Raw genomic sequence first — 17,433 nt, 5'->3', positions numbered from 1 at the left:
CTCACACAAATTTGTGCATATTTTCAGGTTCAGGCAGCTTTCCAAGGCAGTGATATAAGGCTAACTGCAGCGTCGGGATTGTCCTGAATCCATAACATCTTTTGACTATTGTTTTAACTTTATTGTTCATACCTTCGGTGACTCCATTGGTAACTCGGCATTTGAAATAATTTATGATACCTTGCTGATGTTTTCTGAGCATCCAGGCAAAATCACGTAATGGTTCGAGCCTGCTGTGGGTGGCCCACCAGAACCACTTTGCAAGATATTTTTTGGCAGCTGCAGGGTAGCGGTAATCCCAAAAATCACGAAAGGATTCTTTCAATAAATAAGCCCTGTTGACTTTAAGATTCAGCTTCTCCAGATACCCCAGACGTGCACGCTGTTTGTCTGTAAGGTTTTCAGGATTCTTCAGCCAGATATATCGCGTTTTTTTAAGCAGTTCGGGGTTGTCTTTTTTGAGCGTGATAGCTTCCTGTTTGCGTACCTCATCGACAGCCTGATTCAAATGTTGTACGATATGAAATTTATCGAAAACCAGAACAACATCCTCGTCAACATGCTCTTTTACAACATCAATGTACGATTGCCACATATCGCAGCAAACCGCCTTTAAACTGCCTTTTAACGAATTTCCATGTTCTTTGAAAAACGCCTCCAGCGTCTCTTTTTTCCGGCCCTGGCCGCTCCATAAAATGCGTTTTTCTTCCAGGTCGTACACCACCGTCATATACGTATGACCCTTGCGGCGGGATACTTCGTCAATGCCAATATAAATGACCTTTCCTGTATCCCTGTGTTTCATGCCGTAGTCAACTGCCTGCTTTACCGCAGACTGAACCGTATTCCAGCTGACATTAAACATCTGAGAAACCGTCTGCCAGGGCAGCAATTTCGCCATACTGCTCAAGGTCCAGACCAATCCGTTTGTCATACGTGATTTACCTGAGGTAAAGGGTATGTCCTCAACCCTCGGCCCACCGCATTTGGGACAGCTGACACGAACCGGACGGTAATGCAGCATCACTGGTATGCCCCATAACGGAACATGCTTAATCTGCCGTTGCGGAAGCCGGTCACGTTGCGGAGCGAGCGTCTGACAGGTGCCGCAAGGCAACCGACGACGTTTGTGAACGTCTAAATAAAAGTTGAGCTGATTGTCACTATAATCGACTTTTACCACTTTATGTCTCTTGACTTTTAATGTCTTTTTTAGTATAGCGGATTCAACTCATAAGTGCAATTAAGTCGCCAAAATTGTGGTGAGCTGGTATACTCTCTCACTGAATTATGGTGACCTCAACGAAAGGAACACTTATGAGAGCGTACAAGCAGCTCACCGAAGACGATCGTATCGAAATATATGCCATGAAGCAAGCAGGAAATCAACAAAAACAAATAGCTGCGGCGTTGGGCGTTTCTCCCAGCACGATCAGCAGGGAACTGGCCCGCAATACAGGTCTGCGGGGCTATCGCCCTAAGCAGGCCCAGCAAAAGGCTTTATATCGACGGATGGCCGCCCGTAAAGCAGTCAAAATGAAGCCGGAGACGATAGAATACATTGAATCCCGCCTCCGGCAGCAACATTCGCCGGAGCAGATCGCAAAACGCATGAAAACCGATCCCCACTGGCAGGGGCCGGCCGTCAGTCATGAGCGGATTTACCAGCACATTTGGCAGGATAAAGCCCGGGGAGAAACCCTGTATACCCATCTGCGGATTGCCGGGACCAAACAAAGAAGAAAACGAAGAAACAGCCGGGACCGGCGTGGAACGATCAAAAACAGGGTTGGTATCGAAAAACGCCCACCGGTTGTAGAGAGAAAAAACCGCATCGGGGACTGGGAAGGCGACACCGTCGTGGGGAAAAACCATCAGGGAGCCCTGGTAACCCTGGTTGACCGCAAAAGCAAGCTGACGCTGATCGGTAAGGTAGATCGTTATACCGCCGAAGCGGTTGAACGGACCATTATCGCCCTGATCGGCACGCTGCCCCGACGAACCTATACACTGACAGTGGACAATGGCAAAGAATTTTCAAACCATGAATCTATTGCCCATAACCTTAAAATTAAGGTCTTCTTTGCCGATCCCTACAGTGCATGGGAGCGGGGCTTGAATGAGAATACCAATGGCTTGATCCGTCAGTATGTACCAAAAGGAAGTGACATCCGAATGCTGACCAATCAGAAGATTGAGCACATAATGAATCGACTGAATAATCGACCCAGAAAATCTCTTGGATTTTTAACCCCAAATGAAGTATTCTATAAGAGGAAAAAACTAACAGGATAACAAAACAGGATTTAACTTAATTGCACTTGGGAGTTGAATCCGCGTATTCTTTTAAGCAGCATATGTTTTCCCTTGCTATAACATTGTTCTAAATCATCATTATAACAAGTGTTAACATATGCTATATCAAATTTTTCTGCACAAATTTATGTGAGGAGCCATTTATTATTTATATACATCGCTAAAACTTGAAAGATTTGGGACAGGCTCCGGTGTTCCAACTTTAAATAGAAATGATATTCATGGCTTTAAAATCCCCCTCCCCACCAAAGAAGAGCAGGAGGCCATTGCCGGTGCTTTGTCAGATGTTGACGAGCTTATATCTGCGTTGGATGGGCTGATAGAAAAAAAACGGAACATCAAGAAGGGTGCGATGCAGGAACTGCTGACAGGCAAAAAGAGACTGCCGGGGTTTGAGAAGAAAAAGGGGTATAAGCAGACCGAGATTGGTGTTATTCCTGAAGATTGGGATGTGAAACAACTTGGAGAACTTTTTGATATTACATCAAGCAAGAGAGTTTTTCAAAGTGAATGGAAATCACAAGGTATACCATTTTATAGAGCCAGAGAGTTAGCTGTTTTAGGAGAGTGTGGCACTGTTCAGAATGAACTATTTATTAGTGAGGAAATGTATCGAGGCTATAAAAAAGTTTATGGCGTTCCTAAGCCAGGGGATATGTTAGTGACAGGTGTTGGAACATTAGGGAAAACTTATGTAGCTCTTGGAGACCACGAATTCTATTTTAAAGATGGCAATATTATTTGGTTCAAGAACTCTGGCAAAGTTAGTGCTGATTATTTGAAGCAACTTTATCTTACCAAACTAATAACGAAACAAATAGAGGACGCTTCTGCAGGGACTACAGTTGGAACATATACTATAACAGGTGCAAAAAAAACGATTATACCTTTTCCTTTATTGGGAGAACAAAATGCCATCGCACGAGTTCTAAACGATATGGATTCAGAAATCGAAACCTTAGAGCAGAAACGTGATAAATATAAATCGATTAAGCAGGGAATGATGCAGGAGTTATTAACAGGCAAGACGAGGTTAGTATGAATGATGTTGGACAGATAGAGCGTAAGACGCAGAACCGTGTGGTCAGGTTGTTTGGGGACTCGCTTGGGTATTCGTATCTTGGCGATTGGCATGACCGTGCCAATAACAGCAATATCGAAGAGGGTATCCTGTCTGCATATTTGAGGGATAAAAGGGGATACGGCGATAATCTTGTAAAGAAGGCTTTATACCAATTAAACAAGGCGGCTAACAACCTTAGCGAGGGCTTGTATGCAGCCAACGGTAATGTTTATCAGCTGCTTCGATACGGCGTAAAGGTAAAGGCTCATGCCGGAGAGAATACCGAAACAGTCCACCTGATTGACTGGGAGAATCCGCTGGAGAATGAGTTTGCCATCGCCGAGGAGGTTACAGTCTATGGAATGCACGACAAAAGGCCTGATATTGTTCTGTATGTAAACGGAATCGCCCTGGGGATTATGGAACTCAAACGCAGCACAGTTTCGATTGGCAATGGAATTCGCCAGAATATTGTCAACCAACGCAGGGAATTTATTCAGCCCTTCTTCTCGACCGTTCAGCTGATTTTTGCCGGTAATGATACGCAGGGCCTGCGGTATGGGGCGATTGGGACTCCCGAGAAGTATTATCTCAAGTGGAAGGAAGACGGCGATGTAGAGAACCTGCTGGACAAATACCTGCTTAAAATGTGCGATAAAGAACGTTTTCTGGAAATTATCCGCGATTTTATCCTCTTTGACGGCGGGAAAAAGAAGATATGCCGCCCGCATCAGTATTTCGGGGTAAAGGCTTCTCAGGAGCACGTAAAAAGGCGTGAAGGCGGTATAATCTGGCATACGCAGGGAAGCGGCAAGAGCCTTGTGATGGTCTGGCTTGCCAAGTGGATACTTGAGAACAATCCAAATGCCCGGGTTCTGATAGTAACAGACAGGGATGAGCTGGACAAACAGATTGAAAGGGTCTTTAACGAAGCCGGAGAAAAAATAGTTCGAACCAGCAGCGGCAGGGATTTAATCAGACAGCTTGAACAGCCGCTGCCCCGGATGCTGTGCTCGCTGATTCATAAGTTCGGCAGGAAGGATGTAAATGATTTCAAGGCGTATGTTAAAGAGCTGGAAGAATCTCCTTCAATCGCTGCGGGTGAACTGTTTGTATTTGTTGACGAGTGTCACAGGACCAACAAGACCGATAAGGAGGATAACGGCAAGCTTCACAGGACCATGAAGGCTATGCTGAGCAGTGCGGTTTTTATCGGCTTTACGGGGACTCCGCTGCTCAAAAGCGGCAAACAGACCAGCCTTGAGGTATTTGGAAGGTATATCCATACATATAAATTCAATGAGGCGGTTGAAGATGAGGTCGTTCTGGATTTGGTCTATGAGGCCAGGGATATCGACCAGAAGATAACATCACAGGATAAAATAGATGAATGGTTTGAGGTAAAGACAAGGGGTCTTAACGATTTTCAGAAATCAGAGCTCAAGAAGAAATGGGGCACGATGCAGAGGGTGCTCAGCGGCAAGTCGAGATTAGAGAAGATTGTAAGCGATATTATTTTTGATTTTAATGTCAAGCCGCGTTTAAACTCTGACTTTGGCAACGCTATTCTGGTGGCAGGCAGTATCTATGAGGCGTGCCGGTATTTTGAACTATTTCAGAAGACCGAGATGAAGGATAAGTGTGCCCTGATAACTTCCTATTCACCCAATACACAGGATATAACTACAGAGGATACAGGAGAAAATACCGAGACGGAAAAAGAGTTTATGTATAATACCTATACTCAACTGCTCGGGGGCACATCGACAGAGAAGTATGAAGATAAGGCCAAGGCAAAGTTCATAAAAGAACCTGCCAATATGAAACTGCTTATCGTCGTCGATAAACTCCTCACAGGCTTTGACGCTCCGCCCTGCACCTATCTCTATATCGACAAGAGTATGCAGGACCACGGGCTGTTCCAGGCTATCTGCCGGGTAAACAGGCTTGACAGCGAAGATAAGGAATTCGGATATATAGTTGACTATAAGGATTTGTTCAGAAAGGTCGAGGATGCGGTTTCGGTCTATACTTCTGAGCTTGACTATGATGATTTTGAGAAGGAAGATGTGGATGTTCTGTTAAAAGACCGCTTAGAGAAGGGAAAGGAGCGGCTTGATAACGCCCTTGAAGAGATTTATATGCTGTGTGAGCCTGTAGAGCCGCCCAAAGATTCACTGGCATATATACGCTATTTCTGCGGGAATCCTGAAAACGAGGACGAACTCAAGAATACAGAAGTTCAAAGGAATATGTTATACAAGATGGCAGCGGCTTTGATACGGGCATACGCCAATATATCCGCGGAAATGGAAGAGGCAGGATTTACTGAAAGCGAAATCAAAGATATAAATGAGAGGGTTAATTTCTATCTGAACCTGAGAGATGAAATCAAGAATGCCAGCGGAGAAACGCTTGATATGAAGCCGTATGAGGCGGATATGCGTCATATGATAGATACTTTTATACAGGCAGAAGATTCGAGGGAAATCTCACCGTTCGGAGATATGACGTTAATTGACATCATTGTGAACAGCGGGATTGCTGATGCTGTTAGCAGCCTTCCAAAGGGTATCAGGGGTGACAGGGACGCTGTAGCAGAGACGATAGAAAACAACGTCAGGAAGAAAATTATTGAGAAAAAAGTAGTTGACCCTGCATACTACGAGCGTATGTCGGAGCTTTTAAAAGAGATTATCAGGGAAAGAAAAGACAAGGCTATCATCTATGAGGAATATCTGAAAAAAATAGCTGAATTGGCGAAAAATGTGGATAAGCCCAGCAGTGATTCTGTTCCTTCGATTATAAAAACCAATGCCCAACGGGCTTTGTATAATAATCTGGGCAAGAACGCAGAACTGGCTCTTCAAATACATGATGCCATTATGCGAACAAAAAGAGCTGATTTTCGGGGTGATAAGCCAAAAGAAAACGAGATAAAGGCAGAACTGTATAAGATTTTACAGGACAAAGATGAGGTAGAGCGGATTTTTGGAATAGCTGTAGAGCAACATGAATACTGAGATGCATATAATAAGGCTTGGCGATATAGATGTAGATGTGGTGCAGAAGGATATCAAAAACCTGCACTTGAGCGTCTATCCGCCTACCGGCAGGGTTCATATATCCGCACCTCTGAGGATGAACCTGGAAACGATACGTATCTTTGCTATTTCCAAATTGGGCTGGATAAAAAAACAGCAGGCTAAACTTGTTAATCAAAAAAGAGAGGCTCCCAGAGAGTATATTTCAAGAGAAAGCCACCGTTTTCTGGGCAAGAGGTATCTGTTGAAGATTATAGAACACGATGCTCCGCCGAAGGTTGAAATTAAACACAAAACCCTTGAAATGTATGTGCGGCCAAATACCGATACGCCAAAAAGACATGCTGTTTTAGAAGAATGGTATCGCCAGAAATTGAAGGAGATGCTGCCTGAACTCATCGAAAAACTGGAAAAGAAAATACCTGTCAGGGTTGCAGAGTGCAGGGTTAAGAAAATGAAGACGAAATGGGGAACCTGCAATGTTGATGCGAGGCGTATATGGGTTAATCTGGAGCTGGCTAAAAAACCTTTGCATTGTTTGGAATATATCCTTGTCCATGAGATGACCCATCTCTTGGAGAGACATCATAATAGCCGTTTTGTTGATTATATGGACCATTTTCTACCCCAGTGGCGTTCGTATAAAGATGATTTGAACCGATATCCAGTTAGTCATATTGATTGGAAATACTAATGGAAGCAAAGAAAAGCCAAAAAGAACAAGAAGCAAGAACTAATCAAACAACGGGTTATGGAAAAGTAGATGGAGCTGATGGTAAATCACTGTCGATGTTAAGCATTGCACCTACAGTTCTGAAACATTTTTCTGATAATAATTGAGGCTCATGGTTGCTATGGCAAATACTTTTAGAGAAAACCTAAATAATCTTAGCCACAGTATTAAAGAAAACATCAAAGATTTATTGTTAGAACACTCAAAATTGATATATGATGACCTTAATGCTGGCAGCACAAATTTTTTTGTAATTGGAATAGGTGATTACCGATGGCAGGAATTAACACTCGAGGGAAAACGATTACAAAGCAAAATACGCAATGAATATAATACTTATATTGAAATTGTTAGATGTTTAATTGATGAAGTTCATTTTTGCGAGTTAAATGGTTATGATAAAACTGTTCTGAAAAATGTTGACCAGAATGACCGGTGTTATATCAAAAATACTGAGCAAGCTTACAGTAAAGTATTGGAAGCATTTTTAGAAATAGACCATTTGCTCGATAGCCTCCATTCAACAGAAGATGAAACTTTGTTAATTGCAGATACTTGTGCTTTGTTGACCAACACCAAAATCGAAACTTGGAAATTCGATGAATTTGGAGAATTTTGTGTTGTATTAACTCCTGCGGTTCTATCAGAGCTTGATAGCCACAAAGTTAATCATAGAAATGAGTTTGTCAGAGAGAAATCTAACAAGCTCATACGTCAGATAAAAGAATATCGCAGAAGGGGTAGTATTCTCAGTGGTGTAAAAATAAATGATAATATTCATCTAAGAAGCATAGCCGTAGAACCTGTTTTTGAGAATTCGTTACCTTGGCTTGATGAAAATAATAACGATGACAGATTTATTGCTACTGCTTTTGAGATAATAAAAAAGAATATTCGTTCTGCTGTTTATATTGTTACTACTGATATTAATATGCAGAATAAGGCAGAGAATGCATGTTTGCCTTTTTTAGAACCACCAAAGAAAAAGTAATTCCACTAATTGAATTTTATAAAAGGTTTAATTATGACTAAAAAACTTACTCTTACAAAGCATCAGGTAGAACTTCTCGAAAAGGAAGTTAGTGACTATATCATTAATTCTGATATAGACGATGCTTTCAATAATGCCGTTCTCAAGAATGGCAAGTATCATATTTCTATAAAGGTCGACGCTCTTGAAGAATTAATAGGAAGTGCCTGCTTTGTTTTTAACCACGAGGAAAAGAATAAGAACCTTGTTTTAGAGTTAGATGCTCTAATTGACTATTTTGAGAGCGTGCTGGAAAAATAACAATGAACGACAATCACCCTAAATTTTATGATGACGACGGAACAGAAATTAACCCTGACCTAATCCCCAAACCTGCTCTTTGCGTTACCTGCAAGAAAGATGGTATATCAGGTGAAGAAGAGATACTCTGTGCTCTTACCAGAGCTGACCAGCAGGGAGAGGATGAGTTTAGATGTTATGCTTATGAGCCGAAAGAATGAACCTTTTTGAGGCAGGAATTATACCTTCTATCCCATTCGGAGCTATTATTGGATGGGTAATATGTAAGCCTTTTGGCTTATTAGCTGCCATAGCAGGAATGGCGGGAGGTGCAATTGCAGGTTTATTTCTTGGCTGGTTATATGGTTTCGTTATTATATTGTTAATGGCATCCTTTACAATTCCATGGAAGTATATAAGAAAGAAAGCAGAGCCAATGCGGATAAGTGATAAAGAACATGAAATATTGACTAAATGCTCCGCATTGGGTATTTTCATTGGGATTTTATGCTCAGGAATTATTGGATTATTCTGCAATTGGATTCTTGGGTTAGTTTTGCTCTTTATATCAGCAGTCATTACATCATTCATATCAGTTGTTTATGCTCAAATTAAGATAAGATGAGTTAAAAAGTTATGGCAGATAAATATAAATGGAACTTTAAAAAATACTTTCGCAGTTCAGCTTACGGCTGGAATGGAACTGCTAAAGCGTCCAAAAGGATGAGAGAGGCTGTCTCTGAGATAAAGAAAGTTGCCAAAAAAGACTCTGCCCTTGCTGGAGAAGGGACAGTTGAGTTATGTTCCCGTCTATACCCTGCTCTGATGTATATTGACAGCTCTTCAGGTGCCCTGGGAACTGCTTTAAATCGAACAATGGATGCTCTTACTCCTATTCTTATCAGTGCTGAATGGGATATGAATACAAGGGGCAAGTGGCTTGAAAAACTCTTTGATGCCATACAGGATGAGGGTTGGGGGATTTTTGATGACCTAAGAGACCGTTGGGGAGAAATATGTGTATATCCTGGGCTTGCCAATCTGTGGGCAGATGAACTTATCCCTTTTGTTAGAAATTGCTGGCAAAGTGAAGGATGGCATTTTTTTGCAGGTTCGGACATGTGCCTTTCCTGCCTGCTGTTTACAGAACGCTACAAAGAGATTGAAGAATTGCTAAGTCTTAGAAAGAACACGTTCTGGCCATACAACAAGTATCAGGCAATGGCGTTGGCTAAGCAGGGCAAACAGGAAGAAGCCCTTGCATATGCTGAGAATATGAAGTTGGATGACAGGTCTGGCAATAGCAATTATTCTATCAACAATTTCTGTGAATCTCTTCTAATAGATATGGACAGAACAGAAGAGGCTTATCAGAAATATGGTCTTGTTTTTCCTTCTCGCGGAACATATAAAAACATCTATCGCTCTATATGCAGGAAATACCCTGACATTGATAAGAAAAAGATACTTCTCGACTGTATAGAAAAAACGCCAGAGTCAGGAAAATGGTTTGCGGCGGCAAAAGATGCCGGTTTTTATGATATAGCAATAGAGTGTGCCAAGTCGTCTAGTTCTGACCCATTTACTCTTTTAAGAGCATCGAGGGATTTCGCTGATAAGAATTTTAAGTTTGCCCTTGTAGTTGGAGTAACTGGAATTATCAGGATGATGACGGGTGATTTCTATGATAAGATAACAGTATTTCAGATAATCTCTGCCTATGAGCAGGTTAAGAACATGGCTGAGGAAAAGGATAAATTAAACGATTTCAGGTATTTACTTGTGAGAGATATTGAGAATAAGCATTGCAGAGCAGATTTGAGAAATGCGATAGTGAAAAAGTTGAAACAGGATAAATAAAAGGAACAGGCCCTCTACCATAGAACTTAAAAGCAACAAAACCTCTTTAATTTAAATCTTCAGTTAATCTCCTCTTTGTTGCCGCAAGGCAATTCTCATCGACATCAAATCCAACGAATTTTCTTTTCAGATTTTTAGATACAATGGCAGTCGTTCCAGAACCCAAAAATGGGTCAAAAATTTCGTCGCCAACTTGAGTAAAGGCTTCAACTATAGGAACCAATTCTGACTCTGACTGTTGCCAAGGGTGCAAATCTTTTTGTATGCCGCTCCCATTTATAACGTCATTAAAATATTTTTGACATTTCTTAGCAGGAGGTTTTTGGAAAACTAAAATGGGTTTATAGAATGTGTTAACTTTTTTTGCATGTATCGTTTTTGGATTAAAATTTGTGCCGCAACTGCCATAATGTTGGATTATTATCTGCCAGTAATAATCAAGATATTGACTTGCAATATTTATAATTTCAGCCAAATTTAATTTTCCAGTATAGAAACAGCAAAAGCCAGAGGGTTTTAATACTCTTTGGGCAATTTGCCCTAATTTTTCAAAACAATCTATTTGTTTTGTAAGATATGGCGGGTCAGTAATGATACAATCGATAGAGTCATCCTTAAGATATTTGTTTGCCAACTCAAGGCAATCTCCACAATACAATTTTATATTTTTACCGAGTGTTATTTTGGAAGCATTTTCAAAATCCTTTTGTTGCCGTTTCTTGTTTACTTGTGCCTTAGCCTCCCAAAGATGCTTTTTGCCTTCAATAACATCTCTTATTTGCTTTTCTGGCAGAGAGGATATCTCCAGCAAGTCTTTTGCTATGAGATATTTGCCCTGTTAAGATTCTATTCTTGATTTCTGCTTTTGTTTTGGGAGTGGGATATGCGTCTTCAATAGAGTTAATCGCTTCATAAAACTTTTCATCTCTGCGTATCGTTTTCTCATCGACATTATAAAACGTTGCTAACCTTTTCGACGTTTTCAAGTGGGCAGAATGTCCACTTGTTGCTATTCTGTCGCCTCCGTGAGAGCCCTTTTCGTTTTTATATCTCAATCCGCGTAGATATGATATCGCTCCTGGAGTGCAGTTCCGGCGACCCATTTGGTTTTCGATTATCCAATTTACCACCTCACTTTTATGCTTAAATTTCAGCTTTTGTATTTCATATTTTCTAATTTGGTGTTTCTGTATAATTTCCCATCTGTGATGACCATCGACTAGGACATTACGCCCATTATCCCAAACGACCAATTTATCCTTAACCCCATATTTTAAAATTGACCTCTCCAAGATATCTTTTTCTTGTTGCGTTAGCGGAAAAATCAAATTCTTAAATTCTTTATTTACTGCAATTTTCATTTCAATTTCCTTTTTTGATTTCATCCTTGAAATTTTAATAAGTTTTTTTCGTTTTTTTCATAAAAATTTAATTTTTTTCAAAATTTTCCTAAAGTTTTTTCGATTTCATGTCGATGTATATACCAGTTCAGCAAAATGCTGAATAGACTTTTAAAAAATTAATATAAAAACAAGTAATATATCCAGGTAAGATGTTGCAAAATAAACAAATATGAATCTGCTGACAAAGCAGTTATTACGAACCTCACTCTGCCTGGAAGTGAGGTTTTTTTTCGTGAAAAAGTAAAAGAGTAAGCGGCAAATCGTTTTTGTTGCTGAAAGTTAAATATTAATATCTTTTAATAAAAGGAGAAAAAATGGATTTTAAAGAAGAAAAGATACAAAGAACTTTCAAATGCCCCAAATGCGGGTCAAACAAATTGGGATATCAAAATTATGTTAAGAGTTTAACACCAGTCAATATCAACAATGAAGGTCATATCCATTACGGAGAATCTGTTATTGACCATGATGACCAAATACCAGCTGAATATGGATATATTTGTCAGCATTGTGAAAGCAAGCTAACTCACGCTGGAGAATGGCTTGAGACTGAGTCTGAATTGATACACTACTTAAACTTATCCCAAGAACAGTTAGACAGGGAACAAAAGCAGTTCGAGGTATATATCGAAGAACAAGCCCAGGAACAGAAAGATAGAGACGAGGAGAGGCATCTGTGTTATGAGGAGTGCTGCTCCTGATATGGTGTTGAGCTGGAATGGGAGTATATTTCTCATTTTGAGTAATCTGAACTTTTTAAAGCAAGTTCTTTAGTAAGATTACCAACCGCTGGAGAAACATTCTTCGTTCCAGCTCTTTTTTTGCAAAGAATCTCAATCTATAGGAAAGTGAAAAGGTATTTGATAAAATTTCAAAATAGTAAGGAATTCTTTAATTTAGAAAAAAAGGATTCTACGGCATTCTGCCGAATATATATATAAGGAGTGGAGGCTCTTTTCTTAGTTTTCTGGCAGGAGACGAAGTTAAAAGTAACCAATTAGAATTTCAGACGATTAAAAATCGGCTCATCCGGTTAATGAGTAGTTTGATTTGTGTAGGTGGTATATTCTCAGCATTAGATATTCCTCATCTCTGTATCCGTATGCGTTACGTTGCAGGGTTCCAATTTTGCGGTTCGCTGCTTCTACTTTGCCTGTACTGATAGGATATTTGTACCAGTTGAGGATAAGCCGTCTCCAAATCCTCAATTGTCTTGCAGCTTCTTTGAGAATTCTGATACCACTTGATTCGGCTTCTTTTATCCAGTTGTACAATTCGGTTCTGGCATTATTCTCACTGGCACACTCAAACAAAAGCCTAAGTCTCTCCTTCATGTAATATGCCGTTGCAAGAGGCTGATTTAACTCCAGAGCCTGCTGTAAACGATAGCGTTCATCTTTATTCTGTTGTGAATGTATCTTGAGATTTTCAGGACATTTAAGCAACAACCACCTTGAACCCTTCAAGATTTTTTTGCCAATCAGATCAGCTTCATTAAACATTTGCCTTCGCAGTCTTGTAAGCTTCTCATTGAACCATTTAACCAGATGGAAGTGATCCAGTACAAGCTCTGCTTTGGGTAGATTATCCATCACAGCAAAAATATACCCGCTGGCCATATCTGTGGCGACTGCCTTGATTTTGGCCTTTGAAGTTTTCAGGCGTTTCCAGAATCCCTTTAGAGCATCCTTGCCCTTACCATTTCCAACATGTATTACCCTGCCCATATCCAGATCAAATACTATGGTAATGAATTTACGTTTCTTGCCCAGGTACTTTTCATCGATCGCTATCCGGCGGACTGTTTTGAGGTTTATCGACTTGTACTTTTTCTGTAAGTACTCTTTATGAATATCTTTAACCGTATCCCAGCTCAATCCCGTTATCTGTGCAACATCGCGGATAGAAGCTAACCTGCACAGGTCAATTACGTAACGCTTTAAGGCCCTGACGTAATGCTTTTTAGGATCAGCAAAGGGTAAATCGGGCTGGCGAATGCTGCCGCAATCATTGCAGTGCAGACGGGGAATGCTGACTGACATTTCAACTTTTGTGTTGCCCACAGGAAGCATCTTGAAAGTTCTTGTTCTCTTACCGTAGTGTATAGTATTACGAGACTTGCAGTTAGAGCACCTCTCATAATTAGGGTGCAGACGGCAATTGAGAACGGTTCTGTCGCAAAAAAAAAAAAGAACTAATGTGTTGAACTCCAGGTGTTTTGAAAGTATGATGCAAAAACGATATGGACATGGCTATATCTCCAAATATGTGGTTTTATTTTTTTCCACATATAATACAGCCATGTCTTTTTTTGTAAAGATACCTACTCATTAACCGGAAGAACCGAAAATAGAGGCTATTTAAGCTCTTTTAACAAGTTATTAAAGGCTGTTTTGGGATTTACCCCACAAGCCTCTGCCCAAAGGATAAATTCAGTGATATCAACTCTTCGATTGGCAACTTCGCAGTTATAAATATAGGATTGTGGCTTATTTAAGAGCTTTCCTATCTGCCTTTGAGTCAAACCTGCCTCTTCTCTCATCTTTTTTAGGAAGAGAGGTAAGGGCCTATATTTCATAGAATGTTGAGATTTTGTAGCCATTGACCCAATTTTAGTGTCAAAACCACTTGACACGAGTTACGTGTCAGATTAATATGTAATGATAGAAGATGTAATTGTGTTAAATGCTTATGTTAAAAATGCGAAAGAGATTAGAAACTCAAATATATAGGATATGGTTGCTATATATGGGGTTTCATGATTATTTAGTTGAAAGGTAAGTAAAATGAGAAAGATGCTATGTTTATTAGTGTGTTGTCTCGCCGGGAACTTTGTTGGTGCTACTACTATCTATTCCAATGATTTTGAGTCGTCCGTAGGTAGTGAATGGTCTGCAACTACTATTAAGCAGACTCCTTCCGGACAAAGATTTCTTGGGGATTGGTCAAACACCCTTGTCACTCTTTCATTGGGTAGTATTCCAAGTCATACAGATATAAAACTTGAGTTTGACTTGTATATTCTTCAAACGATGGATGGAAATAATGGTGACATTTGGACATTAGCAATTCAAGACGGCCCAGTGTTGCTTAATACCACTTTTACCAATTTAAATAATTCAGGCCAAGGACCAAGGCAATCATACCCTGACAACTATCCGAGTTCACACCCTGCCCATACGGGAGCTTCTGCTGTCCGCAGTTTGGGATACAAGGCTGGTGACTCAACTTATCATTTAGTTTATACTTTCAACCATCTTGAGGATGATGTTGTAATTAACTTCCAGGGTAGTAGTATGCAATCAGTAAGCGATGAAAGTTGGGGTTTGGATAATATTATTGTGACGGCAGTTCCTGAGCCAACAACTATTTCACTCCTTACAATAGGATTTATGGGCATCTTGAAAAAACGAAATTAACAATTTAATAATTCAAGGCTGTATGGTTCTATACTGTATGGCCTTTTTCTCAATATTTTAAAGGAGACAAAATGGCAAAAGTAACAACGTTATTCTTATTTATCATTTATTGTTCCAATTTGAATTACGGGGTAGTTGTGTATGATAATGGAGAGTATAATTATATAACCACCTTTATTGATGATGAGGTTCGGGTATTTGATAGTGACACTCAGATGCCAACTACTATAGATGTTCAGACGAATGGACATATATTTCAAAGCTTATGGCTATATGGTTCAAGTAACTTGATTCTAAATGGTGGTTCGATAGGAGATTATGGAAGAGATGTTTTTGCTTTTGCGAATTCATATGTAGAAATAAAATCAGGCTATATACGAAGATATCTCGTTTTAAATGGATATAGCCAAGGAAATATATATGGTGGAACAATCTATGATACAGTATCCACATATGATGATACTGAACTTAATGTATATGATGGACATATTGGCAGGACAGACAGAGATTTTCTGATTTCCGGCAACTCCAAAGTCTATTTTTATGGTGGAACCGTAGGGCGATATTTGCATTTAAGCAACCAAGGGAGTCTATATATGGAAGGAGGAAATGTCAACAATTATACAACTTTAAATAATAATTCTAGGCTTGTAATGGCTGGGGGCAATTTGGGAAACAATCTTTATATAGAAGATTCAAGTTCTGTAGAAATTAAAGGCGGTTGGGTAGATGGCACAATATATGCTAGACATAATAGTGAAGTCACTATTTTTGGAACAAATTTTAATTATCCTCTAGGTTATATTCAAGATTCGTATGGGGTTATAACAGGTTTCCTTTTAAATGGAGACCCGATTAGTAGCCAGTTTATCAGGGAAGGTGAAGGTTCCATTTTACTTAAAAATCCTAATATAGTCTTGACAGTAATTTCACCAGATGGTGGAGAAAGATATTTGACAGAAAATCATGTAATGGTTGAATATCAACTAGATGGAGACATTAGTGTGCCTACAGTTGATATTGATTATTCTTTAGACAACGGTTTATCTTGGACAAGTATTATTACAGGAACGCTTAATTCAGGTATATACGAATGGGCCACTCCCAATATTGAATCAGAACAATGTCTTATTAGAGTAAGTTCGTCTGATAATCCCACTATAACAGACAATAGTGATGAACCTTTTGTTATTTTTGCTTGTTCAGAAATAAATCCGGCTGATATAAACAACGATTGTTATGTGAATTTTTATGATTTTGAGTTGTTCGTAGAAAATTGGCTCTGGTGTGGAGATAGGTATAACCCAGATTGTGGTTTATAAAAAGTGAAAACTAACTCAAGGCTATTTGTTTCTGCTACAAAGCATTTTTTTACTTCAAATATTTAGAACTGCTCTCTGTAGGCCTGGCGTGTAAATACCTGCCAGTAGTGGCAATAGAGCTATGATTGAGCTGTTTCTGCACAAGATGAATTGGACATCCGTTGTCTAATGCATGGCTTGCGTGGCTATGGCGATACCAGTGGGGAGTTGCATTTTTACCTATGGCTTTTACTGCTATATTTTTGAGAACTCTTTCTACATGACCTGGATTCAGATGCCCGCCTTTACGGCTTCTAAAAACAGGCCCTTCACCAGATACAGTATCCCTCAATAGCATCAACTCAAACCATAATTCTTTGGGGATTAGCAATACATTAGATTTTCCCCCTTTGCCCAAAATTGTCATTTGGCCGCCTTGCTCCCGATGCTGAAGGTCTTTCCACTTGAGTGATACAAGCTCTGAAACTCGAATTCCAGTATAGTAAAGAGTCTTTATAATAAGCCTGTTTCGAGTATTTGAAACTGAGGATATAATCTTTTGAACTTCTTCCTGGCTTAAGATACGTTCAGCAATAGTTTCTCTTGTTGAAGGAATTTTTAAGGGTGCTCCAACATCAAAAGTAAGATACCCTATCGTATGTCCAAAAGAAAATAAGCTCTTAACTGAAGATAAAATTCTTTTGACAGAAGAGTCAGAGAGTTCACCTTCTATCAATTCATCTGCAAAGCTCTGTAAGTCTCCAAGGGTAATCTTTTGAAAAGGTTTATCAACAGATTTACAAAACTTGGTTATATCAGAATTATAAGCTCTTTGAGTGTGCCTGCTCCGGCCATGAAGCCATAGAGAAATGAGCTGCTCATCGGACTCTGCCTGCTTGGGAATGGCAGATTTGTTCTGTGACGCGGGATAAGTGACATTATCCCGCATTGGGAGAAGAGTTAGACAAGAATTAGACATAAAATCGACTCCTTATGAGCTAAATAAATACATCAATTGTGCTTG

At 39.8% G+C, this 17,433-nt stretch carries 19 protein-coding genes; 13 read left to right on the top strand and 6 right to left on the bottom strand.

Features of this window, described 5'->3' with window-relative positions; translation table 11 throughout:
- Window position 1: 1 nt before the first annotated feature.
- Window positions 2-1,183 (bottom strand): ISL3 family transposase, encoded by a 1,182-nt coding sequence (locus SMSP2_RS05515; RefSeq protein ID WP_222566413.1) that lies wholly within the window; start codon window positions 1,181-1,183, stop codon window positions 2-4.
- Between the two features lie 134 nt (window positions 1,184-1,317).
- On the opposite strand from SMSP2_RS05515, the gene SMSP2_RS05510 reads away from it, so the two are divergent.
- The 10 genes from SMSP2_RS05510 (at window position 1,318) to SMSP2_RS05470 (ending at window position 10,286) form a co-directional block, all read left to right on the top strand.
- Window positions 1,318-2,295, top strand: coding sequence for an IS30 family transposase (locus SMSP2_RS05510; protein ID WP_146682996.1), 978 nt, complete (start codon window positions 1,318-1,320; stop codon window positions 2,293-2,295).
- Between the two features lie 160 nt (window positions 2,296-2,455).
- On the top strand, window positions 2,456-3,358 hold the full coding sequence (locus SMSP2_RS05505) for a restriction endonuclease subunit S (RefSeq protein WP_257787942.1): 903 nt from the start codon (window positions 2,456-2,458) through the stop codon (window positions 3,356-3,358).
- Window positions 3,355-6,402, top strand: a complete 3,048-nt coding sequence (locus tag SMSP2_RS05500) for a type I restriction endonuclease subunit R (RefSeq protein ID WP_146682994.1) — start codon at window positions 3,355-3,357, stop codon at window positions 6,400-6,402. Before SMSP2_RS05505 ends, SMSP2_RS05500 begins: the two co-directional genes overlap by 4 nt.
- A gap of 1 nt (window position 6,403) precedes the next feature.
- On the top strand, window positions 6,404-7,117 hold the full coding sequence (locus SMSP2_RS05495) for a M48 family metallopeptidase (protein WP_146684822.1): 714 nt from the start codon (window positions 6,404-6,406) through the stop codon (window positions 7,115-7,117).
- A complete protein-coding gene (locus SMSP2_RS14825; protein WP_186804883.1) occupies window positions 7,117-7,263 on the top strand; it encodes a hypothetical protein in 147 nt (48 codons plus the stop codon). Before SMSP2_RS05495 ends, SMSP2_RS14825 begins: the two co-directional genes overlap by 1 nt.
- A 14-nt stretch (window positions 7,264-7,277) precedes the next feature.
- Window positions 7,278-8,147: a PIN domain-containing protein gene (locus SMSP2_RS05490; RefSeq protein WP_186804882.1), complete on the top strand. Its 870-nt coding sequence runs from the start codon at window positions 7,278-7,280 to the stop codon at window positions 8,145-8,147.
- Window positions 8,148-8,180: 33 nt separating this feature from the next.
- The gene (locus SMSP2_RS05485) at window positions 8,181-8,447 is read left to right on the top strand and encodes a hypothetical protein (RefSeq protein WP_146682992.1); all 267 of its coding nucleotides are present in this window, start codon (window positions 8,181-8,183) and stop codon (window positions 8,445-8,447) included.
- A 2-nt stretch (window positions 8,448-8,449) separates the two neighbouring features.
- The gene (locus SMSP2_RS05480) at window positions 8,450-8,647 is read left to right on the top strand and encodes a hypothetical protein (protein ID WP_146682991.1); all 198 of its coding nucleotides are present in this window, start codon (window positions 8,450-8,452) and stop codon (window positions 8,645-8,647) included.
- Window positions 8,644-9,051, top strand: a complete 408-nt coding sequence (locus SMSP2_RS05475; protein ID WP_146682990.1) for a hypothetical protein — start codon at window positions 8,644-8,646, stop codon at window positions 9,049-9,051. The genes SMSP2_RS05480 and SMSP2_RS05475 overlap by 4 nt, the downstream gene beginning before the upstream one ends.
- An 11-nt stretch (window positions 9,052-9,062) precedes the next feature.
- Window positions 9,063-10,286, top strand: a complete 1,224-nt coding sequence (locus tag SMSP2_RS05470) for a hypothetical protein (protein ID WP_146682989.1) — start codon at window positions 9,063-9,065, stop codon at window positions 10,284-10,286.
- Between the two features lie 46 nt (window positions 10,287-10,332).
- Here SMSP2_RS05470 and SMSP2_RS05465 read toward each other — a convergent pair whose 3' ends face one another.
- Together SMSP2_RS05465 and SMSP2_RS05460 are read right to left on the bottom strand one after the other, a co-directional pair.
- Window positions 10,333-11,097, bottom strand: a complete 765-nt coding sequence (locus tag SMSP2_RS05465; protein WP_146682988.1) for a DNA-methyltransferase — start codon at window positions 11,095-11,097, stop codon at window positions 10,333-10,335.
- A complete protein-coding gene (locus SMSP2_RS05460; protein ID WP_146682987.1) occupies window positions 11,048-11,647 on the bottom strand; it encodes a ParB N-terminal domain-containing protein in 600 nt (199 codons plus the stop codon). Before SMSP2_RS05460 ends, SMSP2_RS05465 begins: the two co-directional genes overlap by 50 nt.
- A gap of 356 nt (window positions 11,648-12,003) precedes the next feature.
- Here SMSP2_RS05460 and SMSP2_RS05455 point away from each other — a divergent pair, with 356 nt between their 5' ends.
- The gene (locus SMSP2_RS05455; protein ID WP_146682986.1) at window positions 12,004-12,390 is read left to right on the top strand and encodes a hypothetical protein; all 387 of its coding nucleotides are present in this window, start codon (window positions 12,004-12,006) and stop codon (window positions 12,388-12,390) included.
- A gap of 324 nt (window positions 12,391-12,714) precedes the next feature.
- Here the strand turns inward: SMSP2_RS05455 and SMSP2_RS05450 are convergent, their stop codons facing one another.
- A complete protein-coding gene (locus tag SMSP2_RS05450) occupies window positions 12,715-13,842 on the bottom strand; it encodes an ISL3 family transposase (protein WP_257787938.1) in 1,128 nt (375 codons plus the stop codon).
- A 203-nt stretch (window positions 13,843-14,045) separates the two neighbouring features.
- Window positions 14,046-14,231, bottom strand: coding sequence for a helix-turn-helix domain-containing protein (locus tag SMSP2_RS15260; RefSeq protein WP_418287777.1), 186 nt, complete (start codon window positions 14,229-14,231; stop codon window positions 14,046-14,048).
- A gap of 244 nt (window positions 14,232-14,475) precedes the next feature.
- Here SMSP2_RS15260 and SMSP2_RS05440 point away from each other — a divergent pair, with 244 nt between their 5' ends.
- Window positions 14,476-15,108, top strand: a complete 633-nt coding sequence (locus tag SMSP2_RS05440; protein WP_146682984.1) for a PEP-CTERM sorting domain-containing protein — start codon at window positions 14,476-14,478, stop codon at window positions 15,106-15,108.
- A 71-nt stretch (window positions 15,109-15,179) separates the two neighbouring features.
- Window positions 15,180-16,430 (top strand): hypothetical protein, encoded by a 1,251-nt coding sequence (locus tag SMSP2_RS05435; protein WP_146682983.1) that lies wholly within the window; start codon window positions 15,180-15,182, stop codon window positions 16,428-16,430.
- 49 nt (window positions 16,431-16,479) lie between these two features.
- Here the strand turns inward: SMSP2_RS05435 and SMSP2_RS05430 are convergent, their stop codons facing one another.
- Window positions 16,480-17,388, bottom strand: coding sequence for a tyrosine-type recombinase/integrase (locus SMSP2_RS05430; RefSeq protein ID WP_146682982.1), 909 nt, complete (start codon window positions 17,386-17,388; stop codon window positions 16,480-16,482).
- Window positions 17,389-17,433 lie beyond the last annotated feature (45 nt).

Source organism: Limihaloglobus sulfuriphilus (assembly GCF_001999965.1).
Taxonomy (GTDB): domain Bacteria; phylum Planctomycetota; class Phycisphaerae; order Sedimentisphaerales; family Sedimentisphaeraceae; genus Limihaloglobus; species Limihaloglobus sulfuriphilus.
The sequence above is the reverse complement of the archived record's forward strand: the minus strand, read 5'-3'. Positions and strand labels throughout refer to the sequence as shown.

Bases quoted from the DNA above. Each gene is read 5' to 3' on its own strand.
- SMSP2_RS05510 (WP_146682996.1), top strand. From the start codon at position 1,318: ATGAGAGCGTACAAGCAGCTCACCGAAGACGATCGTATCGAAATATAT.
- SMSP2_RS05500 (WP_146682994.1), top strand. From the start codon at position 3,355: ATGAATGATGTTGGACAGATAGAGCGTAAGACGCAGAACCGTGTGGTC.
- SMSP2_RS05495 (WP_146684822.1), top strand. From the start codon at position 6,404: ATGCATATAATAAGGCTTGGCGATATAGATGTAGATGTGGTGCAGAAG.
- SMSP2_RS14825 (WP_186804883.1), top strand. From the start codon at position 7,117: ATGGAAGCAAAGAAAAGCCAAAAAGAACAAGAAGCAAGAACTAATCAA.
- SMSP2_RS05490 (WP_186804882.1), top strand. From the start codon at position 7,278: ATGGCAAATACTTTTAGAGAAAACCTAAATAATCTTAGCCACAGTATT.
- SMSP2_RS05485 (WP_146682992.1), top strand. From the start codon at position 8,181: ATGACTAAAAAACTTACTCTTACAAAGCATCAGGTAGAACTTCTCGAA.
- SMSP2_RS05480 (WP_146682991.1), top strand. From the start codon at position 8,450: ATGAACGACAATCACCCTAAATTTTATGATGACGACGGAACAGAAATT.
- SMSP2_RS05475 (WP_146682990.1), top strand. From the start codon at position 8,644: ATGAACCTTTTTGAGGCAGGAATTATACCTTCTATCCCATTCGGAGCT.
- SMSP2_RS05470 (WP_146682989.1), top strand. From the start codon at position 9,063: ATGGCAGATAAATATAAATGGAACTTTAAAAAATACTTTCGCAGTTCA.
- SMSP2_RS05460 (WP_146682987.1), bottom strand. From the start codon at position 11,647: ATGAAAATTGCAGTAAATAAAGAATTTAAGAATTTGATTTTTCCGCTA.
- SMSP2_RS05455 (WP_146682986.1), top strand. From the start codon at position 12,004: ATGGATTTTAAAGAAGAAAAGATACAAAGAACTTTCAAATGCCCCAAA.
- SMSP2_RS15260 (WP_418287777.1), bottom strand. From the start codon at position 14,231: ATGAGAGAAGAGGCAGGTTTGACTCAAAGGCAGATAGGAAAGCTCTTA.
- SMSP2_RS05440 (WP_146682984.1), top strand. From the start codon at position 14,476: ATGAGAAAGATGCTATGTTTATTAGTGTGTTGTCTCGCCGGGAACTTT.
- SMSP2_RS05435 (WP_146682983.1), top strand. From the start codon at position 15,180: ATGGCAAAAGTAACAACGTTATTCTTATTTATCATTTATTGTTCCAAT.
- SMSP2_RS05430 (WP_146682982.1), bottom strand. From the start codon at position 17,388: ATGTCTAATTCTTGTCTAACTCTTCTCCCAATGCGGGATAATGTCACT.